Here is a 24,241-nt window from a genome sequence, read left to right as displayed (position 1 = left end):
CCAGTGTATAAGCCAGCCATATCTAGCTAAAAACATTCTAAAGATGCTCTAAATAGTCGGCGCCGCCTAAATTGCGCATTTGCTGGCGTATCCACTGGCTGCGCCGCTCAACCTGAGCATCGGGCCGCGCGGCACTACGGGTCAAGGGGCTAGGCAAGATAGCCGCAAGTAGACTGGCTTGGCGCTCAGTCAGCGAGCTGGAAGAGGCGCCAAAGTAGTGCTGTGCTGCGGCCTCCAATCCAAACACGCCACGATCCCATTCGGCGACGTTAAGATAGACTTCCAAAATGCGCTGCTTGCTCCAGAGTATCTCGATCAGCAGCGTAAACCACGCTTCTAGCCCCTTCCGCGTCCAGCTTCGGCCTGTCCATAGGAAAACATTTTTAGCCGTTTGCTGGCTCAAGGTGCTAGCACCACGTAACCGACCGCCGTCTTGGCTGGCCTGCAACGCGCGACGCAACTCGACGAGATCAAACCCACCATGATGTGGGAAGCGCTGATCCTCGGCAGCAATAACGGCGAGTTTGGCGTTGCCAGAGAGCGAATCCCAACCGCGCCACTCGCGCTGTATACGAATTGGCTCACTGTTGATCCAGCTCTGTATTTTGCGCTCAACCATCACCATTGAGCCCGGTGGCGGAACCACGCGGAACAGCAGTACCAGCGCGACTGACAGCAGCACAAACGCTAAAACGCCGCGCCAAACAATCCGCCATAGGTGACGCATAAAACGGCGCAGCGAGCGATTGAGCATCCAGTAATCCTTAACGCTTCATGAGGTGGTCTGCATGATAGCGCAGATGATCCTCAATGAACGAGGCAATGAAGAAGTAACTGTGATCGTAGCCCGGCTGACGACGCAGTGTTAATGGATGATCGTGCTCTTCACAAACGGCTTCTAAACGCTCTGGCTGAAGCTGCTCTTCAAGAAACTGATCCGCTTCACCCTGGTCGATAAACAGCCGCTGACGTGATGCTCCATTGGCAACCAGTTCACAGGCGTCATATTGGCGCCAGCGCGACTGATCTTCACCCAGATAAGCAGTAAAGGCTTGCTGGCCCCAGGGGCAATTCATCGGATTTACCACCGGTGAAAAAGCCGATACTGAACTGAAGCGACCTGGATGACGTAACGCGAGGATTAAAGCTCCATGCCCACCCATCGAGTGTCCGCTAATAGATTCACGCCCGTTAACAGGGAAGTGCTGGCGCACCACAGAGGGCAACTCCTCAATCACATAATCGTACATGCGGTAATGAGGCTTCCACGGTGACTCGGTAGCATTGACGTAAAACCCAGCCCCAGAGCCTAAATCGTAGCTCTCGTGCTCGCCGGGTAAATTGGTACCCCGTGGGCTAGTGTCTGGGCAGACAATGGCAATACCCAGTTCAGCCGCCAAACGGTGAGCACCTGCTTTCTGCATGAAATTTTCATCATTACAAGTCAGCCCAGAGAGCCACCAAAGCAGTGGTACACGCTCGTTTTCCGCCTGGGGTGGCAAGTAAACGGCGAAGACCATGTCGCAGTCCAGCGCACGGGAGTAGTGGCGGTAGCGCTTGTGCCAGCCACCGAAGCTACGGTTAGCGGACACCAGTTCTAAAGTTTCACTCATGCTCATGGGCAGGTTCCTTTAAATGCAGCAAACGCGGCAGGTCTCCCCACCGCGTTTTAAACATGCTAGCTATCAATCTCGGTAATGATACTCAGTAATGCAGCACGGTACGAATGCTCTTACCCGCATGCAGTAAATCAAACGCTTCGTTGATCTTCTCAAACGGCATATCGTGAGTAATAAAGTCATCAATATTGATCTCACCGTTCATATAACGATCAACATACCCTGGCAGTTCGCTGCGCCCTTTTACGCCACCAAACGCGGAGCCTTTCCAGACCCGCCCAGTAACCAGCTGGAACGGCCGTGTTGAGATCTCCTCACCGGCCCCGGCGACACCGATCACGATCGACTCACCCCAGCCTTTGTGGCAGCACTCCAGCGCAGAGCGCATCACATTGACGTTGCCGATACACTCAAAGGAGTAGTCGACACCGCCATCGGTCAGATCGACGATTACCTGCTGGATCGGGTCTGAGTACGCTTTCGGGTTCACAAAATCGGTGGCACCAAACTGCTTGGCCAGCGCGAATTTATCTTCGTTGACATCGATAGCAATGATACGCCCCGCTTTGGCCATCACCGCCCCTTGGATAACGGCTAAACCGATCGCGCCCAGACCAAACACCGCCACCGTAGCGCCGGGCTCTACTTTGGCGGTATTGAGCACCGCGCCAATGCCGGTGGTTACGCCACAGCCCAGCAGGCAAATTTTATCCATGGGGGCTTCTTTGGACACCACCGCCAGGGAGACTTCGGGCAGCACCGTGTACTCGCTGAACGTCGAGGTCCCCATGTAGTGGTGGAGCATCTTGCCGTCTAAGGAGAAACGCGAGGTGCCGTCAGGCATAACTCCTTTACCTTGGGTAGCGCGCACGCTGCCGCACAGGTTGGTTTTACCCGACAAACAGAATTTACACTTACCGCACTCAGCGGTGTAGAGCGGAATGACATGGTCGCCCGGCTTAAGACTGGTAACGCCCTCACCTACTTCCTGAACGACGCCTGCCCCTTCGTGACCCAAGACGGCGGGGAAGTTCCCTTCTGGATCAGCACCAGAAAGCGTGTAAGCATCGGTATGGCAAACGCTTGTCGCGGCCATTTTTACCAGCACTTCCCCGGCTTTCGGGCCTTCGACATCAATCTCAACCAGTTCAAGCGGCTTGCCCGCTTCCAGTGCAACAGCTGCGCGTGACTTCATTTTGACTCCTAAATATTCATTACTTCAAAAATAGTAACCGAGGCGTTACTCGTCGGTTGTCACTGGGCCAAACTCAATCGGCAGCCAGCGATAGCCCTCTTCATCTTTGACGATATGACCAATCCCGGGGAATGGCATATGGGCACCGGCTATCCAATGCTTATCTTCAACCGCACTTTCGAGGACTTCTTCTCGCGTGCGAATGGCCTGTTCAGGGTCAGAGTCAAACTCAATGGCCACAGTGGGGTCGGCAAATTGAATGCCGTAGCTGTGCACCACGTCACCCCATACCAGCATAGCGTCATCATCGCTATTGAGCATAAAGCTTGAGTGACCAACAGTATGACCGTGAGTGTCTTGTGCGACGATACCCATCAGCACTTCATCACCGGCAGTGAAAGGGGTGAAGCGATCCGCTTCTTGATAAGGCGCTACCGCCTCTTGGGCCATGGTAAAGAAGGGCTGATTGGCTTCAGGAGCCTCGGCTGCACGCTCCTCATCCAGCCAAAAATCGGCATCGGCTTGGCTGGCACGTAGCTCAGCGTTGGGGTAGACCGCTTCACCATCGTCATTGGCTAGCCCACACACGTGATCAGGGTGCAAATGGGTCATCAGTACAGTGTCAACATCCTCGGGCGAGTAGCCCGATGCGCGCAGATTACCCTCCACTTGCCCCAATGATGGGCCAAAGCAGGCAGCTGAACCGGCATCGACCAATACTAAGTTCTCACCCGTGTGAATAAGAAAAGCATTGACCGCCGTTTGCATGCCGCTTTCCGCATCAATAAATAGTGCGTTCAAATGGCGGAGAATTTCTTCTTGCTCCATGCCTTTCAGCAGCGATGTATCAATAGCCGTGTGGCCGTCGTATAAAGCGGTCACCTCGTACTCGCCGACCATCATACGAAACCAGCCCGGAGCCTGCTCCTGCTGTTGCGTAGGTAGCTCTGCCTGGGCGCTAGCAGCCCAACCGGCACTAATAGCAACGGCCAGCGCACCACGCGACCACAGGGATAAAGATTTAGACATAAGCTATACACTCCATTGATACGCTAACGATGCTAGCAGTGTAGGTCAGCTAGGCGCAGTAGATAAAGCGGGATACACTCATAAGATTATTGTTACACAGCAACAATCGCTATCGCACTAAGGGGTCAGCATGCAGCACTGGAGCCGGATCGAAGCGTTTGTCGAAGTAGTGCGGTTAGGCACGTTTTCTGCTGCGGCCCGTCACCTAAAGGTGTCGACCTCGCATATTAGCCGCTTGGTCAGTCAGCTCGAAAACCAGTTGGGCGTACAATTACTCTATCGCACCACCCGTCAAATTCGCTTAACCGATGCCGGGGCTACCTATGTAGAGCATTGCCGTCATCTGTTTGATGGGCTGCGCGATGCCGAGCAGGCACTTAGCGAACTGCAAGCCAAGCCCAATGGGCTGCTTAAACTCACCTCGGCCACGACCTTCGGCGAGCGCTTTATCGCGCCACTGGTGAATGATTTTCAATGTTTACATCCGCAGTTGGACGTTCACATGCACTTCACTAACCGACCGGTTGAATTGATTGAGGAGGGTTACGATATTGCCATTCGCATGGGGGTGTTAAAGGATTCCAGCCTGATCGCCAGGCGTCTATGCGACCGCCGCGAGTATATCGTCGGCTCACAAAGCTACTTTCGCCAAGCGCCGCGACCCCATACCTTGGCTGAACTTAGTCAACACCGCTGCTTGATTGGCTCTCGACCTAACTGGCTATTTGAGGTGAACGGCCAACGCCGCGAAGTGCGCGTCGAGGGGTGCTGGACCGGCAACTCCGGCCCAGCGCTGTTAGACGCCACACGCAAAGGGTTGGGCTTGGCACAGTTGCCTGATTATTATGTAGCTCCCTACTTGGCCAGCGGTGAGCTGGTAGCCGTACTTGAGCCTTTTCAGCACCACGATACCGCCGTTTGGGCGGTCTACCCTCGCCACCGACATCTTTCACCCAAAATACGCCAGTTGGTCGACTACCTGGTGGCTAATATAGACACCCTGCTACCTATTAACCCTTTGGACTAGCACTCGATGGCATTGACGGCGAGCCCGCCCTTGGACGTCTCTTTGTATTTGTCCTGCATATCGCGACCAGTATCGCGCATGGTGCGAATCACTTTATCCAGCGATATAAAGTGTTCACCATCGCCGTGCATCGCCATACGCGCGGCATTAATGGCTTTGACGGAGGCAATCGCATTGCGCTCAATACAAGGCACTTGAACAAGCCCGCCAACCGGGTCGCAGGTCAAGCCAAGATTATGCTCCAAGCCGATCTCAGCCGCGTTTTCCACCTGCCCCGGCGTGCCGCCAAGCACTTCGGCAAGCCCGGCGGCCGCCATGGCACAAGCGGAGCCGACTTCACCCTGGCAGCCCACCTCTGCCCCGGAAATTGAAGCGTTCTTCTTACACAAAATGCCCACTGCTCCAGCGGTCAGCAGAAAATCGACCACATCGGCTTCGCTCGCGTCGGGTTCAAACTTCAAGTAGTACGCCAATACGGCGGGGACGATGCCCGCTGCGCCGTTGGTCGGCGCAGTCACCATACGCCGCCCCGCGGCGTTCTCTTCATTCACTGCCAGCGCAAACACATTGACCCAATCCATCACGGTAAAGCTCGACACGATCAAGCGCTGATTAGCCGGTGGATTTAGCAGCTGTTGATGAAGCAGCTGCGCCCGCCGACGTACATTTAAACCGCCGGGTAAATGGCCAGTCGCGCGCAAGCCATTTTCAATGCTGTCGCTCATCGCGTGCCAAATGGTCAGCAGCTCCTCTCGAATGACCGCTTCGCTCCGCCAAGCCTTCTCGTTTTCAAGCATCAGTTGGCTGATGCGCAACTGATGCTGCTTACACAGGGCAAGCAGCTCGGCAGCGGTATTGAAAGGGTACGTCAACTGAGTGCTGTCTTCGCCTACTTCCCCAAGATCCGCCTTGGCTTGGTCGACATAGAAGCCGCCGCCAAGGGAGTAAAACGTATTGGTCGCTACCAGCGCGTCATCACAATAGGCGCTCAGCACCATGGCATTAGGGTGAAACGGCAGGCAGGTCTCATCCCACTGTACGTCGTTTGAAGCGTCAAAGGCGATCTGCTGACCATTAGCCAATAACAGCGGATCACCCTCCTCCAGTTGTTTTAACCGCGCTGCAATCGTGTCTGGGTCGATACTTTCTGGCGCTTCGCCCATCAACCCCATGATCACCGCCTGATCCGTCCCATGCCCCACGCCAGTGGCAGCCAGCGAACCATGCAGCCGAACTACCACCCGGCTGAGGCGGCTATCGCCAAGCGCAAGGGCAAAGTCCCGGGCGGCGCGCATTGGGCCCACCGTGTGGGAACTGGAAGGTCCGATGCCAATACGAAAAAGATCAAACACACTAATAGCCATGCCAATTAAGCCTCGAAACGTAGTTATTGCCTGTCTATTAGATACTTTGCAGGGGTGACGTCCAAACGTCGAGTGATTTACCGCAATATCGGCGTGCCAACACACAAGTGTGACGATATAATGAACATTCACCTATGCATGTTTCTATATACGAATAGTAACGCTGCTTACTTACAAAGGATGTCGGTATGCCTCTTCCCCCTTCCTGGCCCATAGAATTTAAAACCATCTTAGTACGTGCGGTGCTATACGTGCTGTTTATCGGCGCGATTACCCAAGGTGCTTATTTAGAAGCGCTCTATTTACCTACAGTTCGGTTTTCTGAGCTGGGATTTACTGAATTTACTCAAACGCTGGTGCTGGCCACCTGCTGCGCCATGCTCATCTATATCCGCCAAGTGCTGAAAGTCTGGCCTACCATTACCCTGCTTTTGCTGGCGTTTGTGGCCGCCTCGCTGGTGCGTGAACAGGATCACTTTTTAGATAATTATGTCGCTGATGACACATGGAAAGTATTGGTTGCGCTAATTATTCTCCCCACGCTTTTTTGGGTAATTAAACAGCGCCAACATTTCCTTGAAGAGTTCGCCTACTACAGCAATACCTTTGCCTTTGGCCTTTTCAATGCCGGCGTACTAACCACTTACATATTTTCACGTCTCTATGGGCGGCAGGAATTTTGGCAGTTAATCCTTGAAGACAGCTACATAGGAACTTTTAAGAGTGTCGCTGAAGAAGTCGTCGAATTGCTCGGTTACAGTCTAATTTTAATCGCTACTCTGGAACTATTGTTACTGGCCCGCCGCATTTATCGGGCTCGGCAAATAGTCACTTAAGCCAGGCAACGAACGCCTCTAGCGACCTACGCCAACAGTTACCTTCACAATCACCTTCAACAAATTGGCTTCAACAAAAAGCCCGCCGTTCAGAGAACGGCGGGCTTTCTACTTTCTATTTACCACTTATCGCTATTCACTACTGACGGCATTCACTCGTCAAGGAACGAACGCAGCGGCTCCGAGCGGCTGGGGTGGCGCAGCTTACGTAGCGCTTTGGCTTCAATCTGACGGATTCGCTCGCGCGTTACATCAAACTGCTTGCCTACTTCTTCCAGCGTATGGTCGGTATTCATATCAATACCGAAGCGCATGCGCAGCACTTTCGCTTCGCGGGCGGTCAAGCCGCCTAACACGTTGCGTGTGGCTTCGATAAGACCTTCACCGGTCGCCATATCAATCGGCAGTAGCATGGTGCCATCTTCGATGAAATCACCCAGATGTGAATCATCATCGTCACCAATCGGTGTCTCCATGGAGATCGGCTCTTTGGCGATTTTAAGCACCTTGCGTACTTTATCTTCTGGCATTTCCAAGCGCTCGCCGAGTTCTTCAGGCGTTGGCTCCCGGCCCATTTCCTGCAGCATCTGGCGTGATACGCGATTGAGCTTGTTGATCGTCTCAATCATATGCACCGGAATACGAATGGTGCGCGCCTGGTCAGCAATCGAACGGGTAATCGCCTGACGAATCCACCATGTGGCATAAGTCGAGAACTTATAGCCACGGCGATATTCAAACTTATCGACCGCTTTCATCAGACCAATGTTGCCTTCCTGGATCAAATCCAAGAACTGCAGACCACGGTTGGTGTACTTCTTGGCAATCGAGATAACCAAACGCAGGTTGGCCTCAACCATCTCTTTCTTGGCTCGACGAGCTTTCGCTTCACCAATCGAGAGCTTGCGATTCACCTCTTTAAGATCGGCAACCGAGAGTTGCACCATATCTTCTTCAAAGGCGATCTTACGCTGGGCGCGGGCAATATCAGCGCGTAACGGCTCAAGGCGGTCAGCGTATTTGCTCTGCGCTGCCTGGAAATCATCCAGCCAGGTTTTACGCGACTCGTTGCCAGGAAACGACTTGATAAAGGTTTTGCGCGGTACCTTGGCTTTTTTCACACACAGCTGCATGACCGCTTTTTCTTGGGCACGCAACTGCTCAACGCTGATACGCACTTGGCCGACGAGGCGCTCGAAGTGCTTAGGTACCAGTTTGATAGGTGAGAAAAGCACGGCTAGGCGCGTTTGCTCAGCCTTTAACTCAGCACTGCCGCGACCGTACTTGGCAAACGCCGCTTCCACTAGGGCGTTCTGCTCGCGAATCTGTTCAAAGCGCGCACGCGCTTCTTCAGGATCCGGACCGCCTTCGCTGGCCGTGGAATCATCGTCCTCATCGTCGCCTTCGCCTTCAACGTCATCGCCAACCTCGGGCTCTGGCTCCGGTTCAGGGACCTCAGCTTCGGCGACACCGGGAATACCTTCATCCGGGTCGATGAAACCAGAAAATAGATCCGAAAGACGTCCCGGCGCTTCTTCATCCTGGGTAGCGTCGTAGGCGTCTAGAATGGACGCGACGGCACCCGGCAAATAAGCCAGTGACGACATCACTTCACGGGTACCCTCTTCAATCCGCTTGGCGATTTCGATTTCGCCTTCACGGGTCAGAAGTTCAACCGTGCCCATTTCACGCATGTACATGCGAACTGGGTCAGTGGTGCGGCCTACATCGCTTTCCACGGCGGCAAGGGCCGCTACGGCCTCTTCCGCAGCGGACTCGTCCGTGGAGTGATCCGACATCATCAAAGTGTCTTCATCTGGCGCTTCTTCAACGACACTAATACCCATGTCGTTGATCATGCCAATGATGTCTTCCACTTGATCCGGGTCGGCGATATCCTCGGGTAGATGGTCGTTGACCTCGGCATAGGTCAGGTAGCCCTGTTCCTTGCCTCGAGCGATCAACTCCTTCAGACGTGACTGCTGCTGCGCATTTCCAGCCATAGAAACCCTATCTCGACGAAGAAGAATGAAACACCTGGAGCGCTGAATCGATTAAACTCAACAAGCCGAACAGTATAGCGTAATTCACCGGAAATTTTCCAGCTTGACGTATTTGCGCGGTCATACAGGTGTGTTAGGTTGTTCGGTTAGGCCAGCGCTCGGTGGCTGACCCTATATTTGGTGCTGAAACGTTAGAAATTCAACCCCATCCGTTCAAAACACCGCCTTACTGGCGCTGCGCAAGCTCCATTACCAAGCTTGCCAAACGCTGTCGCTGCTCCTTATCCAGCTTCTCCCCGGCGCGCTCCTGCGCCAGCAACGCTGCGTACTCCTCTTGGGGAGAGCGCTGACGCTGAACGTGCTGTAGATACTCCACCCAGCTATTAAGCTCGGCCTCTCTGTCCGCCTTGGGAATCAACAATTCGCGCTTAGCAAAAGCCGCCAATGCTTCACCCTGCTGGCTGCCTTGAAAGTGGGCCAACACCACTTGCGGACTGCGGTAACGCCCCGCTTTAAGCAGGGCGATCAACTCTTGGCAAAGCGGTGCATCATCATCTTCTGGCAACCAGTCCAATTCATTAGGTAGCACTGACACCAAATTGGGCTCATGCAGCAACAGCTGAACAATTCGCCCAACGGGCGAAAGCACCATTGAACGCTGACGCCCACCTTGGGTCTTAACCGGCTGCACTGCACTGGCTATCGCGGACGAAGACGGTTCACCCTCAATCTGTTCCGCCTGCCCCTGTTCGAGCTGACGCTGGGAGGTTTTAGCGCGCTTTTCAAGCAGCACTTTTAACTGCTCCTGCGCCAACCCACTGCGCTTCGCCAATGACTCCAAGAGCAGCGACTTGAGCATGCCTTCAGGCACTTTGCTCAATGCTTCAAGCACCTGGCTGGCAAATCGCTCACGCCCTTCCACTGTGTTCAGGTCACGTCCCTGCGCTGCTTGCTCGAAAAGAAACTCCGACAGGGGCATGGCACAGGTCACGCGATCCTGAAATGCCTGGGCGCCTTCACGGCGAACAAGAGTGTCTGGATCGTCGCCTTCGGGCAAAAACAGAAAGCGCGCTTCACGGCCATCAATCATCTGCGGCAACGCAGTTTCCAATGCCCGGCTGGCCGCCTGCCTGCCCGCACGGTCACCGTCAAAACAGAACACTACGCGACTTACCAGACGAAATAGGCGGGTCAAATGGTCTTCCGTTGTGGCGGTACCCAGCGTCGCCACGGCGTTATGAATACCGTATTGTGCCAACGCCACTACATCCATATAGCCTTCGACCATCACAAGCTGCTCAAGCTTGCTGGAGGCTTGGCGCGCCTCATACAGTCCATAGAGCTCGCGGCCTTTATGGAACACCGGCGTTTCAGGCGAGTTGAGATATTTAGGCTGATCATCACCCATCACTCGACCACCGAAAGCAATCGTACGCCCACGCAAGTCGCGAATGGGGAACATCACCCGATCACGAAAGCGGTCATAGGTACGCCCGGTATCTTCACGATGGATCAGCAGGCCATACTCCACCTGAACCGGCTCACCGATACCGCGCTCGCTGAGGTGCTGTTTAAGCGCCTCCCAGCCAGCCGGGGCATAGCCAATACCATAGGTCTTGATCACGTCGTCCGAGAGGCCACGACCCAACAGATAGCGCTGGGCGGACTGCCCCTCCTGCATTTTTAATCGCTCGCGATAAAAACTCGCGGCGAGTTCAAGCAGGTTAACGCCCTCTTTGCGCTTCTTTTCGCGCTGCTGAGCGCGCGGATCATCGGCACCTTCACGCGGCACCTCAATCCCCAGGCGCCCAGCCAACTGCTCAACTGCCTCAGGAAACGGCAGTTTGTCGTACTCCATCAAGAAGCGTAGTGCATTACCATTAGCCCCGCAGCCAAAGCAGTGATAAAACTGCTTATCCGCACTGACGGTAAACGATGGGGTCTTCTCTTGATGGAAGGGACACAGCCCTGAGTAATTGCGGCCGGCCTTTTTAAGCTGCACACGCTCACCAACCACCTCGACCACATCAACGCGGCCTAACAGGTCATCAATGAAACGCTGTGGAATTTGGCCTGCCATGAACTACGGGCATCCTCGCGCAAAGCGCTAACTTTCGAGACTGTTTTTTTAAGACACTGATTAGTTTTTTTAAGACACTGATTAAGCTCATCAGACCTATCATCAGATCACCATAAGCAGCGGTGGTCTTGAAAAAGATAATCTTGAAAAAAATAGTCTTGAAAAACGACAGTCAAAAACAAACGGCCACCTAGTGGCGGCCGCTTGGCATCCCTCTTGAGACGACCAGCTAACTGCTCCGGCCCTCTCGGGTACGGATCAATAGAGCCGTTCGAAACGCTTTTGCTCACGCTGCACTTTCTTAGCGTGGCGTTTTACGGCAGCTGCCGCTTTGCGTTTACGCTCAGCAGTCGGCTTCTCATAGTGCTCGCGGCGGCGTACTTCAGAAAGAACACCGGCTTTTTCGCAAGAACGCTTGAAGCGACGCAGGGCGACGTCAAACGGCTCGTTATCACGTACTTTTACAGAAGGCATTAAGCACTCACCTACCTTAAGGAGTCTTGAGTTCGGATAGTACGTACACTGCGATGTTGCGGTTTAGAATGCGGTGTACGACCCAGTTTTACAGCGCACAGTAGTCTAGTCCCCGTTGGCCATCTTTGCAAATGCTTACGCTCAGTTGTAACGACAATGCTAGACTATGGCCCTGGAATTATTCACCTTTTTATCTTTTAAATATAGCCATTGAGAGGCCCTTTATGCGTATTCTGGGCATTGAAACATCCTGCGATGAAACGGGTGTCGCGCTTTATGATACCGCGCTAACGGGCGGCAAGGGCCTGCTGGCAGACGCACTTTACAGCCAAATCGCCATGCACGCCGAATTTGGCGGCGTGGTGCCCGAACTCGCCTCCCGCGACCATACGCGTAAACTGCTGCCACTGATTGAGCAGGTACTCAGTGACGCCAAGCTGACGCGTAACGACCTGGATGGCATCACTTATACCGCGGGTCCTGGTTTGGTCGGCGCATTAATGGTGGGTGCCAGCACGGCCCATGGCATGGCACGGGCCTTAAACATCCCCGTGCTCGGCGTGCATCATATGGAAGGACATTTGCTGGCACCGATGCTCGAAGACGAGCCCCCCGAGTTTCCGTTCGTGGCGCTGCTAGTGTCTGGCGGGCATACTCAGCTTGTCGAAGTACACGGACTGGGCCGCTATCAACTGCTCGGCGAATCAGTGGATGATGCGGCAGGCGAGGCGTTTGACAAAGCCGCCAAAATGCTTGGTCTAGCCTATCCTGGTGGGCCGGAGGTAGCCAAACTGGCGGAGCTGGGTGACCCAAAGCGCTTTCGCTTTCCGCGCCCCATGACAGACCGTCCTGGGCTCGACTTCAGCTTTTCAGGCTTAAAAACTCATACTATGACCGCCATTCGTCAACTAGAGGCAGCCGGTGAACTTGACGCTCAGGCGCGTGCCGATGTGGCCCGCGCCTTTGAAGAAGCCGTTGTCGATACGCTAGTAATTAAATGCCGCCGAGCGCTGGATCAAACCGGACTGAAGCGCTTAGTAGTGGCCGGCGGCGTTAGCGCCAATCATCGTCTGCGTGAACGGCTGCAGGTTGAGTGTGCAAAACGCCAGGCCCGCGCCTACTACCCACGCGGGCGCTTCTGTACTGACAATGGCGCTATGATCGCTTATGTGGGGGCTCAGCGTTTAGCAGCAGGCGAGAGCGATACTCCCGGCATGATGCAGGCCACACCCCGTTGGCCGCTGGATCAACTGACGCCCCCTTCCAACGGTGATAGCTAATTGCCTACTCACCTTTAGCCAAGCGTTAAGAGCCGCGGAATGGCGGCTCCTCTCCGCGTCGGAGGCGGCGAATATTGAGCCCATGGCGGGTCAGTACCAGCAGGCTAAACCCGCCTACCACCATAAAATATTCAGGCGCTAACCAAGCGCATATCAACGGCGCGGCCAAAGCACTCATGAGTGAAGCCATCGACGCTTTCTTCAAACGCCATGCCAGCAGTGCCCAAATCACGGCACTTAATAGTGCCACCTTGGGCACCAATACAAGCAGTACGCCAAACGCACTGGCAACTGCCTTTCCACCACGAAAGCCATGCCATAGCGGAAAGCTGTGGCCGAGCAACACCGCTAACCCAACCAGGCCCTGCAACCATACTGGGCAGCTCATAAGTTTGGCTCCCAAGACGGCGGGCATGCCTTTTAAAGCGTCCAGCAACAGGGTAAATGCTGCCAAGCGGGGGCCGTAAAGGCGCAGAACGTTAGAGAACCCCGGATTAAACGAGCCATAGCGGCGCGGATCACCCAGACCCGCCAAACGGCATACGCTTAGCGCTGCCAGCCAACTGCCGCTAAAATATCCCACCACTATCCAACCCATGGCTGTATGCTCGCTTGATAGGCCGTCTCAATAGCCCGGCTCGCTGTCGTTTAATCCCATCCTAACGTACAATCGCCCGCTTGTTGCAGCAGGGGAAGGCTAATGGACCGCATTTTGATTGAGGCGTTAAGCGTTGATACCGTGATTGGTGTCTACGATTGGGAGCGCTCGATTCAACAATCGCTGAGCTTGGATTTGGCGTTAGCGACCGATATTCGCTCAGCGGCAGCCACCGATGATTTACGCCTCACGCTGGACTACGCTGCTATCTGCCAGCGCATTCAGCAGTTTGCCGATGAACATCAATTCGCGCTAGTTGAAACCTTCGCTGAGCGTCTCACCGAGTGCCTGCGACTAGAATTCCCCATTAGCTGGATGCGCCTAACAGTGCGCAAGCCGGGGGCGGTACCCAATGCTGCCAGCGTCGGCCTGGAAATCACCCGCGGCACCTTACCGGAGGCAACGCAGGAGCCCAGCGCATGAATTTGGTAACGGTCAGTTTAGGCAGCAACATTCATCCAGCTCAGCATATTCGTTGCGCTCTTGATGCCCTTGCCGATACTTTCGGCCCGCTGAAAATTTCCCGCGTGTTTGAAAGCGAGCCGGTCGGCTTCACCGATAGCCGTAATTTCTACAATTTGGTGGTGGCCTTCTACAGTGATAGCACACCTGGCGAGCTTCAGGCGTGGAGTAAACAGCTGGAAATAGAGCATGGCCGTCTTCCAGACACTGCCAAATTTAGCCCTCGCGCGCTGGATATCGACTTATTGACCGTGGGAAGCATCAGCGGCACCGTCGACAACGTGACCTTGCCACGCAGCGAAATAACCCATAATGCCTTTGTACTGCAGCCCCTGGCAGAGCTATTGCCGGAACAGCGCCACCCCCACTGCGGCACGCCCTACGCTACGTTATGGAGTGCCTTCGCACTTGGCAACCAGCGCCTCTGGGCAGTGGATTTTAGCTGGCGTGGTCGTTGGATCTCCCAAGCTGACGAGCAGCTCCTTCTTGCAGCGGCACGCCGATAAGCGGCTAGGTTAACGCGGCTGCCACGGCTTGTCCGCGGCGCTCACGCAATGCCTCTCCCAGCGCCGCACCTTGATACCCTTCGGCCATTAGCGTCTGTGGATTCACCTCACGGGCTGCTCGCCACGCAAGACCAAGCCGCTTCTTCTGCTCAGGCGCCAGCACATTCACTAAACCCAACTGCTCCTCAACCTGTTCAGGCTTGCGCCAGCCATCTAAACGCTCCAGCCAATGTAAAACGCCCGAACCATCCACTACGTTGGCAAGCAACCCATGAGTGAGCGCCGTATGGCGAGCTAGCTGAGCAACTGCATTCGGCAGCTTAAGTCTTGTTGCCAAGGCATCACGCTGGTCGGTGGATAGTGGCGATACCAACTGGGCATAGCGCCAATGGGGCAGCGCTAATTTGCCGCTCTCAGGTGCCTGATCCATCGCCGCCAACCCTTTCGCTAGCATTTCACCCACCAGTTCTGGCCACCACACCTTAAGTGCGTCGCAGCGCTCAAGGGTGTTGAAATAGACCTCTGGGCTTGGCTCACCCAGCGCTTTTTCGGTTTCGACCCACACTCGCTCGGCGGCCAAATGCTCAAGCTCGCCGCTCTGGCTCACTTGGCGCATCAGTGTCAGAGTTTCTGGTGCAATGCTAAAACCGAGCGACGCATAGCGGGCCAAAAAGCGCGCGGCGCGCAGCACCCGCAGCGGGTCTTCGCCAAATGCCTCGGAGATATGTCGCAGCACGCGCTGCTCAATATCGCGCTGCCCATTGAAGGGGTCTGTTACGTCGCCCTCGGTGCTTTCGGCAATGGCATTGATGGACAGGTCGCGACGTAGCAGATCCTCTTCCAACGTCACATCGGGACTTGCGTGTACTTCAAAGCCTGAATAGCCGTGGCCAGACTTACGCTCAGTACGGGCCAGGGCGTACTCCTCGGCGGTTTCTGGATGCAGAAATACGGGGAAGTCGCGCCCTACGGATTTAAAACCACGCTTACGCATGGCCTCTGGTGTCGCACCCACCACGACCCAGTCATTGTCATATACCGGCCAGCCCAGCAGTGCATCCCGCACGGCGCCACCCACCCGGTATACGTTTAAGCCCGCTAAGCGTGGATCGCTAAGTGTCTCTTTCACTACCGTCTGCTCCGTTGATGACTCGACACGCTGGTTCGCTCCCCGCTATCCAGATTGAGCGCGGTTAGCCGCCCACCCCAAACGCAGCCTGTATCCAGCGCCTCCACGAGCACCCGCGCCTGAGGGGCATTCCCATCCAGTGCCGCCCAGTGGCCGAAAAGCAACCGAGTGTCATCCTTGCGCGGGTATTGAAACCAGGGTAGAAAGCCCTCGGGGGCGCTATCAAGCCCCTCTTTGGCGGCGAAGTCCAAACGCCCCTGGGCATCAATAAAGCGCATCCGAGTCAGTACATTCACAATCAGGCGCAGGCGATCCATGCCATCTAAATCATCGCACCAGCTATCCGGCTGGTTGCCAAATAACTGGGTTAAAAAGTGCCCAGATCCCTCACTCGCCAGCGCCGTCTGAACTTCGCGCCCTAACGCTTCGGTCTGCGCGACGCTCCACTCGGGAAGCAGCCCAGCATGAGTCATTAACGTATTGCTTTCATGCACACTAAGCGGCTGGCTCTGCAGCCAATCCAATAACGGTTCGCGATCAGGAGCGTCAAGAATATCGCTCAAGGTGTCGTTTTTTTTCAGTTTGCCGCCGCCCCGGGCGACGACCAATAAATGAAAGTCATGGTTACCCAACACCGCACGTGCGGCGCTACCAAGCGCACGCACTTCTCTCAAGCAGGCTAAAGATCCCGGGCCACGATTAATCAAATCTCCCACTAGCCAAAGCGTATCCTGGGTCGGATTAAAACTGAGCTCCTCAAGCAGGGTCACAAATTCAGCGTGGCAACCGTGTAAATCGCCGATCGCATAGGTGCTCATGCGCGAGGCCTTTTTAATGGAATATGTGGGCTGAATACTACCACCTCACTGACCTACTCTGCCTGCCGTGCAGTGTTAAGTTTGATGATTAACGCTGGTGAAAATGGCTAACCTAGATCACTATAAAAGTACGCTTTGGCGTTCCCAAAATACTGGTCAAGCAGCGCACTTCCCTCTCATTAGCATCGCCGCCTCGCCACGACTGTTAAGGAAAACAATACTCATATGACGATGGACCCTACTCGACGCGGTTTACTGCGGGTCGCTACGCTGGCAGGAATCGGTGCAGTACTGCTACCCGGCACAACGCTACTCCCTATCGCGAGCGCTTCTGCTAAACCATCCACACTTGCCCCGCCTGTCATGGTGAAGGGCTGGCTGCTTAAGGCTAGTGACCGCTGATGTATATTGATTTTAAGGATATCAGTGAACATCAGGACGCCGCGGATGTGTGTATTATCGGCGGTGGTGCTGCGGGTATTTCCATGGCGGTCAATCTGGCCGAGCGGGGGCATAGTGTGCTGCTCTGCGAAGGCGGTGATGCCGACTACAGCGAACGCTCACAGCAGTGCTATCAAGGCGACGTCGTTGGCGACCCCTATATTCCCCTTTATGGTGCTCGCCTGCGCTATTTAGGTGGGTCCACAAATCATTGGGGCGGCGTTTGTCGACCGCTGGACCGCTACGACTTTCCCGGCAAAACAGCGGCCCTGGAGACGGCTTGGCCGATTGGTCGCGATACCTTAGCGCCTTACTACAGCGCTGCCGTTAGCATACTCGGTCTAGAAACCACCCCCGCCGACCAGTTGATCCCTAACGCAGATTTCAAGCGTATCTATTTTTCGTTGGGCCACCCCACGCGAATGAAAGAGAAGCATGCCGCATCGCTCAGCGATTCGACCTCTCTTAAGTGCTGCCTCACCGCCAACTTGGCCGCGCTGGAAACGGACAACGGCAAGGTCACCTCCGCCACTTTCAAAAATTACCAAGGTGACTATCGCCAGGTGCGCGCGCGGTACTTTGTACTCGCCTGCGGTGGCATTGAAAACTCTCGCCTACTGCTTTGGTGCAATCAGCAGGCCCAAGGAAAACTGATACCTGAAGATAAGACCCTCGGGCGCTACTGGATGGAACACCCTCACGCCACGGTAGGAAAAGCGTTGCTGTTTGAGCCAGCCGCACTAGGCATGGACGAAGTTTACAATGTGTTCCTATCCCCCACCGCTCACGCCATCGCCTCACGACAAATACTCAACTGCGGACTGCGTTTGCACCGCATGAACGCCGAGGCCACCCAGGAACTGATTGATGAGCTCGCCGATCAGGCGCCTACGCTGGCTGGGCGGATAAGCACTTGGCAAGCACAGGGTCGGGTAATACATGGCGCAGTGCTTAGAGCCGCCTGGGAACAGGAACCCCGCTTTGACAATCGCATTGAACTAAGCGACGAACTCGATGAACTGGGCGTACCTCGCAGCCGCTTGTTGTGGCAGCAGTCTGAGCTGGATCGCCGCACTATCCGACAGAGCATGCTTCTACTGGGTGAGTACCTGCGGGATAACGAAGTAGGCAGGCTACAGATGGCCGATTGGCTAGCCGAAACACCAGTACAACTGCCCACCGACGGCGAGCTTGCGGGGCGTCATCATATGGGCGGTACGCGTATGAGCCTTAATGCAGAGGAAGGTATTGTTAACCCTGATTGCCGTCTGTTTGCTCAGGACAACTTCTTCGTAGCGGGCTCTAGTGTGTTTGCCAGCGCCGGGCATGCCAACCCTACGCTAACAATAGTGCAGTTGGCTCTGCGGCTTTGTGACCATCTGGAGAGTAGGCTAATGCAGGACGCCTAATGGAGCTGGAGCGGTACGGCCAACCTGAAGGGGGTAATGGCTATTTCAAACGCGCGTTGAGTGGAGGTGTCGAGCAACGTATAGGCGCCTTCCATCACCCCCACCGGCGTTTGCAAAATGGCGCGACTGGTATAGCGAAAGCTCTGCCCAGGGCCAATCAACGGCTGCTGGCCGACGACGCCTTTGCCGCGCACTTCCTGACAGTCACCGCTACCTTGAGTGATTTTCCAGTAGCGCGCCATCAACTGAACGCTATGGGGGCTTTGGTTATGAACAGTCACGGTGTAGCTAAACACATAGCGCGACTCAACATCGTTAGACTCGTCGGCACGGTAGCTAGGCGCGACGTTAACTTCAATGGCTAAACCGCTCACGCTTGGCTGCCCCGCTCGTCGCTACTCTGCTCATCGGCGGTAACACGATTAGCAATCGCCACGTACTCGGCGATCGTCAGCGTTTGCGGACGACGAATAGGATCAATACCCAGATCTTCCAAAGTATCGGCACTTACACGCCCTTTAAAATTATTGCGCAGGGTTTTGCGCCGCTGGCCAAAGGCAAGCTTCACCAGCTCAAACAGCAGCGCTGGGTCATCTGCCGTGTGAGGCAGTGTCTCATGCGGCGTGAGCCGCACAATGGCCGAGTCCACCTTGGGCCGCGGCACAAAGGCTTCTGGTGGCACAATAAATAGCTGTTCGACCTGGCAGTAGTACTGCGCCATGACTGAAAGGCGCCCCCAATCGGGGCCACCCGGCTCTGCGGCCAAGCGTTCCACCACCTCTTTTTGCAGCATAAAGTGCATATCTTCTATCGCACTTCCTGCCGCCAGCAGATGAATTATCAGCGGTGTGGAGATGTTGTAGGGCAGGTTACCCACCACACGCAGGGCAGGCCCATCGCCTTTCAGCGCAGCAAAATCAAACTTCAGCGCGTCGCCTTCATGAATCACGAAATCGGGATAGTTGAAAAACTGCACGCGTAAGCCAGGAATCAGGTCACGATCCAGCTCAATAACCTCTAGGTGGCCGGCAGCATCCAACAGCGGCTCAGTGAGCGCCCCCTGGCCGGGCCCGATTTCGACGAGACGATCCGTTGAGCGCGGGCCTACAGCGCGAACGATCCGCGAAATAATACCTAGGTCGCGTAAAAAATTCTGACCAAAGCGTTTACGAGCGCGGTGTTGGGGCACAGTAGACATCAAACGGTGTTCCTTGGAGTGCAGATTCAATCGGGAGTATGTAGTGGTCAGCACAGTTGCAACTGTTGGCTGCTTGCACCTCGTTATACCTCAGCAGACAACCGCTGCGTGGCCAAACGGCGAGCAAGGTCGATAGCGACTTTTAGGCTGCCGGGGTCTGCTACGCCTTTGCCAGCCAGATCCAGGGCGGTGCCATGGTCAACTGACGTGCGCACCAATGCCAAGCCGAGGGTAATATTAGCGGCCTGACCAAAGCCTGCGTATTTTAACACTGCCAGGCCCTGATCATGGTACATCGCTAATACTGCATCGACTCCGGCCAAATGCCGGGGAGTAAACAGTGTGTCGGCTGGCAGCGGGCCATGAATATCCATACCCTCGCTGCGCAGTGCATCCAGGGCGGGAATAATAATATCCAGCTCTTCACGCCCAAGGTGTCCATCTTCACCGGCGTGGGGGTTTAAACCACACACCGCGATACGCGGCTTGGCAATGCCAAACTGGCGCTGCAAATCAGCGGCTAGCAAGCGGCTGATGCGCATAACCCGGTCATAGGTGATGGCGTCAGCGACGTTACGAAGTGGCAAATGGGTTGTGACCAGTGCCACGCGAAGATCACCGCTCCCCTGCCAGCTTGGCGAGGACGCATGCAGCGCCGCATCGGTGGCAAGCATCATCACGACATCATCAACACCGCAGGCATCACGCAGCCACTCAGTGTGGCCGGTGAACTCCGGGTGTCCGCCTTCAATAATGACGCCTTTGTGGAGCGGCGCTGTCACCATCGCGGAAGCACGGCCCAATTTACAGGCCTCCACAGCAACCGTCAGCGTGGCAAGCACGTAACTAGCATTGGCCGGATTGAGAACGCCAGGCATCGCAGTTGCTTTGAGCGCGACAGGCCAAACTGGCAACACATTAGTGCCAGTGCCTTGAGGCATTTCGCCGGGCGAACACTCGACCACGGTGATATTAAGGCCCAACACTGCTGCGCGCTGGCGTAGCATGTCAGGGTCGCCTACGGCGACCGTATCAACGGGAAGTCGGCCCTGGGCCGCCAGCATTAGCATAATTTCGGGGCCAATACCGGCTGGTTCGCCAGTGGTAACGACCACCGGCAAAGTGCTATCGGGAGTTAAAGGGCTCGCCAACATTAGAGACGAATATCAACAAAGGCCTGTGAGCGAATCTCTTGCTGCCAAGTCTCTAACTCTTCGTTAGCGCGACGCTGGAAGATCGCTTGGCGTACCTGCTCGCGCTGACTCTCCTGGGTAACATTCTGGCGGCGACGCTCTTCAACCTCAATCACATGGTAGCCAAACTGAGAGCGTACCGGCTGTGATATCTGGTTAACGCCTAGCCCCCGCATAGCTTCCTCAAAAGCAGGAACGGTTTGCCCTGGGCGTACCCAGCCAAGTTCACCACCGTTGAGGGCACTGCCGCTGTCGTCACTAAACTCACGCGCTACCGAAGCGAAGTCCTCACCTTGAGACAGACGCTGGCGCACTTCTTCGGCGCGCGCACGGGCCTGATTTTCATCGCGATTAGGAGTCAGCTCAATCAACACATGACGAGCACGCGTCTCTTCAATGAAGTTCTGCTCGCCAGACTGCCCCTGCTGCTGGTCTAAGAAGCGCTCGACGTCTCGATCGCTGACCGACACACGATTACTGATTTGACGCTGCTGTACCTGACGCATCAGCATTTCCCGGCGAATATCTTCACGCACGCTCGCCAGCGTCATACCGTCAGCCTCTACGGCATCAGCAAACTCGTCCAGTGTCATGCCGTTGGACTCGGCAATCGAGCGCACTTGGCCATTTAGCTCAGTGTCATCGATGGTCAGGCTGGCATCTTCCGCCATCTGCATCTGGATCTCTTCCATCACCATGCGCTCAAGCACCTGCCGCTCTAGCTGGGTGCGCGGAGGCAGATTGCCACCCTGTGATTGCGCCTGCTGCTCAATTTGCGACACGCGATCATTCAACTCGCTGCGCATAATGACATCGTTATTGACCACGGCCACGACGCTGTCCAGCGCTTGACGCTGCGTGGATTGGAAGTTCTGCGCCTGAACCGTGAGCGGGGCCAACGCAATGCCAGCGCCAACACACAGGGCGAGTAGGCTACCAGCAGAGAGCTGTGTCATTCGGCCTAGCAAGGGCTTTCTCATTTTCATAACAAACGTCTCTTTCATTAGCCATTCTATGGAAGTGATTTACAGCGCAGTCGGTCGATAGCCAGGAATGGTCTGTTCAAAATAGCTATCCGCATCCTGACCAACACCACCTAGGCCACGGAATACGAAGCGCAAAAATAGTCCGCGATCATTAAAATCATCATCAATGCGGGCAGTATCATCGTCATCTACCCATTCACGCCAGACTAACTGCAAGCCGTAGCAACAGTTGTTCCACTGTACGCCAGCCAGCTGCTCAAGAGAGCGGTCGTTGGTTTGATCGTGCAGGTAGCGGCCGATCAAATCAATGCTGGTGCTGGCTTTCCAGGCAAACGACAGATCCCACTCTTCGCGGCTATAGTCGCGAAAGCCGTCATCGTCAGGTAGAACGCCTGGATCGAACCCTTCGATCTCCCAACGGTAGCCAAGGTTCACTACATGCCCTTCGGGATGACGATAACGCAGGTCTAGGCTAGAACGTTCGGTGCGTTCACGATGATCATCGTAGAGCCATTCATAGCCACTGCTCCAACGATCATTGATCTGCCAGTCAAGGCGAGAAACCAGCGGAGAACGATCTCGTGTGGCCTGATAGCGACTTTCAGGATTAACGTTGGGGTTATCCTCAGGCCGATCCGGCAGTGTATCGGCATCGCCTTCGCTATCAATACGTCGCTCATCAAAATAGACGCTCTGCCCGACCCCGAATGAAAGCCGGTCACGGCCAGACGAATCCTCTAGTAAGCGTGACTGCACACCGTAAGAGAGCCGGTTGAGATCACCCACGCGGTCGGCGCCTGAAAAGCGTTGGGCTGACCATAGCTGATCCCAGGAAAACGCCCGCTCGCGGCTATCAAAGTCGGGGAGTTCACTCTGGTCGGTGCGCGGCACATAGGCATAATTTAGCCGCGGCTCTAGGGTTTGGCGATAGTCGCGACCGCCAAGGGCGAGTTCACGCTCAAAGACCAGGCCGCTGTCAACCGAGGTCAAAGCAATGCTACGGCTGGGCGAATCACCACGCTCCGTATCGCGCTCACCGTAATCCAGCTCGTAGGCGGTATTCCACAGCTCGGTGCGCGGCTCCAAATAGCCCCAGGGCTGCTCAAAGCGCCAACCAACGGCGGGAGTCAGATGCAGACGGCTACCGGTGGCCGCTTCACGTTCAGGCACACGGCGTTCATCAACATCGCGCCAAAAATAGGTCGCGTTAGAGCGCCACTGCGTATATAGGCCATTATCAAACTGCCAATTAGCGTTAGCACTCAGGCTAGGCAGTTGATAAAAGGGTTTATCGCTATCACTGAGCGGGTCTTCCAAGCGCTGAAAACCTTGGGCGCGGGCATCTAACTGCCAGCGCTGACCACGGTAATCGACCTGGGCCAAACGCTCCATGCTGGCGCGATCACTCTCCCCAAACTCACCGCCAAAGTCATCAAAATAGCGCCCATCACTAGCAGCCCCATAGCGTAGCCGGTAGTTACTGCGCTCGTTGACCCTTCCGGCGTGGCGCGCATCCACGTACCAACGATCATCGCCCTCAAAGCGATTTTCCCCGCCGCCCGAACCACCGTTATCGCTATTTAAATAGCCGCCTTCAACGATGCCCGCACTCTCTTCAAACAGGTAACGGTACTCACCGTTCATCAGCAAACCGTGGTCGCTCATCCAGCGCGGCGTGATGGTCGCATCGTGGTTAGCGGCGATATTCCAATAAAATGGTTGGGCGTAATCAAAGCCATCCGCAGAAAAGCCAATCGAGGGTGAAAGTAGCCCGGTGTGGCGACGATCATCGATGGGAAAACGTAGCCATGGCCAGTAAAAAACTGGCACGTCTTTAACATGCAGTCGGGCATGACGCGCAGTACCAAAGCCTTCTGCTTGGTATAATCGAATATCACTGCTGACCAATTCCCAGCTATTAGCCCCGGGGTCACAGGTGGTAAAGCTGGCGTCTTGCAGGCGATACTCGCCCTCCGCCATTTGCTCTAACTGGGCTGCCTGACCACGCAGGTGCTGTTCGTAAAGCACATAATGGCTATTATCCAGCGTCGCCCGGTCTTCATTTAGCCGCAGCATCGCCTGCTCGCCCCTTACCAGAGCACGCCCGTCGCGTATGGCTATATTCCCCTCTGCATCAACCTGTTGACGGTCAGCGGGTAAAAACACTTGCTCCGCTTCCACTTCCTCATTGCCACGGCGTAGCACTACGTCACCGCGCAGCAACGCTTCGCCATCAGCGGCGTAATCAACGTCACTGGCCTCAAGTGAGAGGGCTTCCGGGTTCTCTGCCGCTGGCAAGCGGTAGCTAGGCATGACATAACGCCCCCGGCACAATTGATTGGCCGCTTCTTGCTCACCCCAGGCTTGCCAATCCAACGCTTCCGCGGACATGGTTTGCCCTTGAGCCACCGCCGTAAACGAGGCGCCAGCAAGCAAACTGCCCATCAGCGTATGCGCAACCGGCAACGTGCGCGAAAATCGCTTGCCCATGTTCGTTATCCTTGGCATCCAGAATCGGTATTATACAGCCCGCA

The 24,241-nt window shown here is 55.4% G+C and carries 23 protein-coding genes; 7 read left to right on the top strand and 16 right to left on the bottom strand.

The window, feature by feature from the left end; genetic code table 11:
* Positions 1–37: 37 nt before the first annotated feature.
* From mtgA to MLE19_RS06540, 4 genes are all read right to left on the bottom strand, one after another.
* The gene (gene mtgA, locus MLE19_RS06555) at positions 38–754 is read right to left on the bottom strand and encodes a monofunctional biosynthetic peptidoglycan transglycosylase (RefSeq protein ID WP_240717279.1); all 717 of its coding nucleotides are present in this window, start codon (positions 752–754) and stop codon (positions 38–40) included.
* Positions 755–764: 10 nt separating this feature from the next.
* Positions 765–1,619 carry an S-formylglutathione hydrolase gene (gene fghA, locus MLE19_RS06550; RefSeq protein WP_240717277.1) on the bottom strand — a complete coding sequence of 285 codons (855 nt, stop codon included), beginning with the start codon at positions 1,617–1,619 and terminating at the stop codon, positions 765–767.
* Between the two features lie 85 nt (positions 1,620–1,704).
* Positions 1,705–2,814, bottom strand: a complete 1,110-nt coding sequence (locus tag MLE19_RS06545) for an S-(hydroxymethyl)glutathione dehydrogenase/class III alcohol dehydrogenase (RefSeq protein WP_240717275.1) — start codon at positions 2,812–2,814, stop codon at positions 1,705–1,707.
* Between the two features lie 45 nt (positions 2,815–2,859).
* Positions 2,860–3,843, bottom strand: coding sequence for an MBL fold metallo-hydrolase (locus tag MLE19_RS06540; protein WP_240717266.1), 984 nt, complete (start codon positions 3,841–3,843; stop codon positions 2,860–2,862).
* 130 nt (positions 3,844–3,973) lie between these two features.
* Between MLE19_RS06540 and MLE19_RS06535 the strand changes: the two genes are divergently transcribed.
* On the top strand, positions 3,974–4,870 hold the full coding sequence (locus MLE19_RS06535; protein ID WP_240717265.1) for a LysR family transcriptional regulator: 897 nt from the start codon (positions 3,974–3,976) through the stop codon (positions 4,868–4,870).
* On the opposite strand, the gene MLE19_RS06530 is transcribed toward MLE19_RS06535, so the two are convergent.
* Complete coding sequence (locus MLE19_RS06530) at positions 4,867–6,234, bottom strand: L-serine ammonia-lyase (RefSeq protein ID WP_240717264.1); 1,368 nt, start codon at positions 6,232–6,234, stop codon at positions 4,867–4,869. The genes MLE19_RS06535 and MLE19_RS06530 overlap by 4 nt on opposite strands.
* 188 nt (positions 6,235–6,422) lie before the next feature.
* On the opposite strand from MLE19_RS06530, the gene MLE19_RS06525 reads away from it, so the two are divergent.
* Positions 6,423–7,070 carry a hypothetical protein gene (locus tag MLE19_RS06525; RefSeq protein ID WP_240717263.1) on the top strand — a complete coding sequence of 216 codons (648 nt, stop codon included), beginning with the start codon at positions 6,423–6,425 and terminating at the stop codon, positions 7,068–7,070.
* A 152-nt stretch (positions 7,071–7,222) separates the two neighbouring features.
* Here MLE19_RS06525 and rpoD read toward each other — a convergent pair whose 3' ends face one another.
* The 3 genes from rpoD to rpsU form a co-directional block, all read right to left on the bottom strand.
* A complete protein-coding gene (gene rpoD, locus MLE19_RS06520; protein WP_240717262.1) occupies positions 7,223–9,073 on the bottom strand; it encodes an RNA polymerase sigma factor RpoD in 1,851 nt (616 codons plus the stop codon).
* A 226-nt stretch (positions 9,074–9,299) separates the two neighbouring features.
* Positions 9,300–11,153, bottom strand: a complete 1,854-nt coding sequence (gene dnaG, locus MLE19_RS06515) for a DNA primase (protein ID WP_240717261.1) — start codon at positions 11,151–11,153, stop codon at positions 9,300–9,302.
* 258 nt (positions 11,154–11,411) lie between these two features.
* On the bottom strand, positions 11,412–11,627 hold the full coding sequence (gene rpsU, locus MLE19_RS06510; RefSeq protein ID WP_008956349.1) for a 30S ribosomal protein S21: 216 nt from the start codon (positions 11,625–11,627) through the stop codon (positions 11,412–11,414).
* A gap of 224 nt (positions 11,628–11,851) precedes the next feature.
* Here rpsU and tsaD point away from each other — a divergent pair, with 224 nt between their 5' ends.
* Positions 11,852–12,907 (top strand): tRNA (adenosine(37)-N6)-threonylcarbamoyltransferase complex transferase subunit TsaD, encoded by a 1,056-nt coding sequence (gene tsaD / locus MLE19_RS06505; RefSeq protein WP_240717260.1) that lies wholly within the window; start codon positions 11,852–11,854, stop codon positions 12,905–12,907.
* A 25-nt stretch (positions 12,908–12,932) separates the two neighbouring features.
* Here the strand turns inward: tsaD and plsY are convergent, their stop codons facing one another.
* Entirely contained in the window at positions 12,933–13,505 is a 573-nt protein-coding gene (plsY, locus tag MLE19_RS06500) for a glycerol-3-phosphate 1-O-acyltransferase PlsY (protein ID WP_240717259.1), read from the bottom strand.
* A gap of 102 nt (positions 13,506–13,607) precedes the next feature.
* Here plsY and folB point away from each other — a divergent pair, with 102 nt between their 5' ends.
* Together folB and folK are read left to right on the top strand one after the other, a co-directional pair.
* The gene (gene folB, locus MLE19_RS06495) at positions 13,608–13,988 is read left to right on the top strand and encodes a dihydroneopterin aldolase (RefSeq protein ID WP_240717258.1); all 381 of its coding nucleotides are present in this window, start codon (positions 13,608–13,610) and stop codon (positions 13,986–13,988) included.
* Entirely contained in the window at positions 13,985–14,533 is a 549-nt protein-coding gene (folK, locus tag MLE19_RS06490) for a 2-amino-4-hydroxy-6-hydroxymethyldihydropteridine diphosphokinase (protein WP_240717257.1), read from the top strand. The genes folB and folK overlap by 4 nt, the downstream gene beginning before the upstream one ends.
* Before the next feature lie 4 nt (positions 14,534–14,537).
* On the opposite strand, the gene MLE19_RS06485 is transcribed toward folK, so the two are convergent.
* Both MLE19_RS06485 and MLE19_RS06480 read right to left on the bottom strand, forming a co-directional pair.
* Positions 14,538–15,662: a polynucleotide adenylyltransferase gene (locus MLE19_RS06485; protein ID WP_240717256.1), complete on the bottom strand. Its 1,125-nt coding sequence runs from the start codon at positions 15,660–15,662 to the stop codon at positions 14,538–14,540.
* On the bottom strand, positions 15,662–16,480 hold the full coding sequence (locus MLE19_RS06480; protein ID WP_240717255.1) for a symmetrical bis(5'-nucleosyl)-tetraphosphatase: 819 nt from the start codon (positions 16,478–16,480) through the stop codon (positions 15,662–15,664). Before MLE19_RS06480 ends, MLE19_RS06485 begins: the two co-directional genes overlap by 1 nt.
* A 225-nt stretch (positions 16,481–16,705) precedes the next feature.
* On the opposite strand from MLE19_RS06480, the gene MLE19_RS06475 reads away from it, so the two are divergent.
* Complete coding sequence (locus MLE19_RS06475) at positions 16,706–16,882, top strand: hypothetical protein (RefSeq protein ID WP_240717254.1); 177 nt, start codon at positions 16,706–16,708, stop codon at positions 16,880–16,882.
* Complete coding sequence (locus tag MLE19_RS06470; RefSeq protein WP_240717253.1) at positions 16,882–18,330, top strand: FAD-dependent oxidoreductase; 1,449 nt, start codon at positions 16,882–16,884, stop codon at positions 18,328–18,330. The genes MLE19_RS06475 and MLE19_RS06470 overlap by 1 nt, the downstream gene beginning before the upstream one ends.
* Here the strand turns inward: MLE19_RS06470 and apaG are convergent.
* The 5 genes from apaG to MLE19_RS06445 all read right to left on the bottom strand — a co-directional run bounded on the left by apaG (position 18,327) and on the right by MLE19_RS06445 (position 24,197).
* A complete protein-coding gene (gene apaG / locus MLE19_RS06465; protein WP_240717252.1) occupies positions 18,327–18,704 on the bottom strand; it encodes a Co2+/Mg2+ efflux protein ApaG in 378 nt (125 codons plus the stop codon). The genes MLE19_RS06470 and apaG overlap by 4 nt on opposite strands.
* Positions 18,701–19,528, bottom strand: a complete 828-nt coding sequence (gene rsmA / locus MLE19_RS06460; protein ID WP_240717251.1) for a 16S rRNA (adenine(1518)-N(6)/adenine(1519)-N(6))-dimethyltransferase RsmA — start codon at positions 19,526–19,528, stop codon at positions 18,701–18,703. The genes apaG and rsmA overlap by 4 nt, the downstream gene beginning before the upstream one ends.
* An 83-nt stretch (positions 19,529–19,611) precedes the next feature.
* On the bottom strand, positions 19,612–20,682 hold the full coding sequence (pdxA, locus tag MLE19_RS06455; protein ID WP_240717250.1) for a 4-hydroxythreonine-4-phosphate dehydrogenase PdxA: 1,071 nt from the start codon (positions 20,680–20,682) through the stop codon (positions 19,612–19,614).
* Positions 20,682–21,707, bottom strand: coding sequence for a peptidylprolyl isomerase (locus tag MLE19_RS06450; protein ID WP_240717249.1), 1,026 nt, complete (start codon positions 21,705–21,707; stop codon positions 20,682–20,684). Before MLE19_RS06450 ends, pdxA begins: the two co-directional genes overlap by 1 nt.
* A gap of 39 nt (positions 21,708–21,746) precedes the next feature.
* Positions 21,747–24,197 carry an LPS-assembly protein LptD gene (locus MLE19_RS06445; RefSeq protein ID WP_240717248.1) on the bottom strand — a complete coding sequence of 817 codons (2,451 nt, stop codon included), beginning with the start codon at positions 24,195–24,197 and terminating at the stop codon, positions 21,747–21,749.
* Positions 24,198–24,241: the final 44 nt, after the last annotated feature.

The sequence above is a fragment of the Vreelandella neptunia genome (assembly GCF_022489065.1).
In the GTDB taxonomy this organism is placed as follows: domain Bacteria; phylum Pseudomonadota; class Gammaproteobacteria; order Pseudomonadales; family Halomonadaceae; genus Vreelandella; species Vreelandella neptunia_A.
The sequence above is the reverse complement of the archived record's forward strand: the minus strand, read 5'-3'. Positions and strand labels throughout refer to the sequence as shown.

Coding starts and splice junctions, on each gene's coding strand:
- MLE19_RS06545 (WP_240717275.1), bottom strand. CDS start 2,814: ATGAAGTCACGCGCAGCTGTTGCACTGGAAGCGGGCAAGCCGCTTGAA.
- tsaD (WP_240717260.1), top strand. CDS start 11,852: ATGCGTATTCTGGGCATTGAAACATCCTGCGATGAAACGGGTGTCGCG.
- folB (WP_240717258.1), top strand. CDS start 13,608: ATGGACCGCATTTTGATTGAGGCGTTAAGCGTTGATACCGTGATTGGT.
- mtgA (WP_240717279.1), bottom strand. CDS start 754: ATGCTCAATCGCTCGCTGCGCCGTTTTATGCGTCACCTATGGCGGATT.
- folK (WP_240717257.1), top strand. CDS start 13,985: ATGAATTTGGTAACGGTCAGTTTAGGCAGCAACATTCATCCAGCTCAG.
- fghA (WP_240717277.1), bottom strand. CDS start 1,619: ATGAGCATGAGTGAAACTTTAGAACTGGTGTCCGCTAACCGTAGCTTC.
- MLE19_RS06450 (WP_240717249.1), bottom strand. CDS start 21,707: ATGAAAATGAGAAAGCCCTTGCTAGGCCGAATGACACAGCTCTCTGCT.
- rsmA (WP_240717251.1), bottom strand. CDS start 19,528: ATGTCTACTGTGCCCCAACACCGCGCTCGTAAACGCTTTGGTCAGAAT.
- MLE19_RS06530 (WP_240717264.1), bottom strand. CDS start 6,234: ATGGCTATTAGTGTGTTTGATCTTTTTCGTATTGGCATCGGACCTTCC.
- rpoD (WP_240717262.1), bottom strand. CDS start 9,073: ATGGCTGGAAATGCGCAGCAGCAGTCACGTCTGAAGGAGTTGATCGCT.
- dnaG (WP_240717261.1), bottom strand. CDS start 11,153: ATGGCAGGCCAAATTCCACAGCGTTTCATTGATGACCTGTTAGGCCGC.
- pdxA (WP_240717250.1), bottom strand. CDS start 20,682: ATGTTGGCGAGCCCTTTAACTCCCGATAGCACTTTGCCGGTGGTCGTT.
- plsY (WP_240717259.1), bottom strand. CDS start 13,505: ATGGGTTGGATAGTGGTGGGATATTTTAGCGGCAGTTGGCTGGCAGCG.
- MLE19_RS06540 (WP_240717266.1), bottom strand. CDS start 3,843: ATGTCTAAATCTTTATCCCTGTGGTCGCGTGGTGCGCTGGCCGTTGCT.
- MLE19_RS06525 (WP_240717263.1), top strand. CDS start 6,423: ATGCCTCTTCCCCCTTCCTGGCCCATAGAATTTAAAACCATCTTAGTA.
- MLE19_RS06480 (WP_240717255.1), bottom strand. CDS start 16,480: ATGAGCACCTATGCGATCGGCGATTTACACGGTTGCCACGCTGAATTT.
- MLE19_RS06445 (WP_240717248.1), bottom strand. CDS start 24,197: ATGGGCAAGCGATTTTCGCGCACGTTGCCGGTTGCGCATACGCTGATG.
- rpsU (WP_008956349.1), bottom strand. CDS start 11,627: ATGCCTTCTGTAAAAGTACGTGATAACGAGCCGTTTGACGTCGCCCTG.
- MLE19_RS06470 (WP_240717253.1), top strand. CDS start 16,882: ATGTATATTGATTTTAAGGATATCAGTGAACATCAGGACGCCGCGGAT.
- MLE19_RS06475 (WP_240717254.1), top strand. CDS start 16,706: ATGACGATGGACCCTACTCGACGCGGTTTACTGCGGGTCGCTACGCTG.
- MLE19_RS06535 (WP_240717265.1), top strand. CDS start 3,974: ATGCAGCACTGGAGCCGGATCGAAGCGTTTGTCGAAGTAGTGCGGTTA.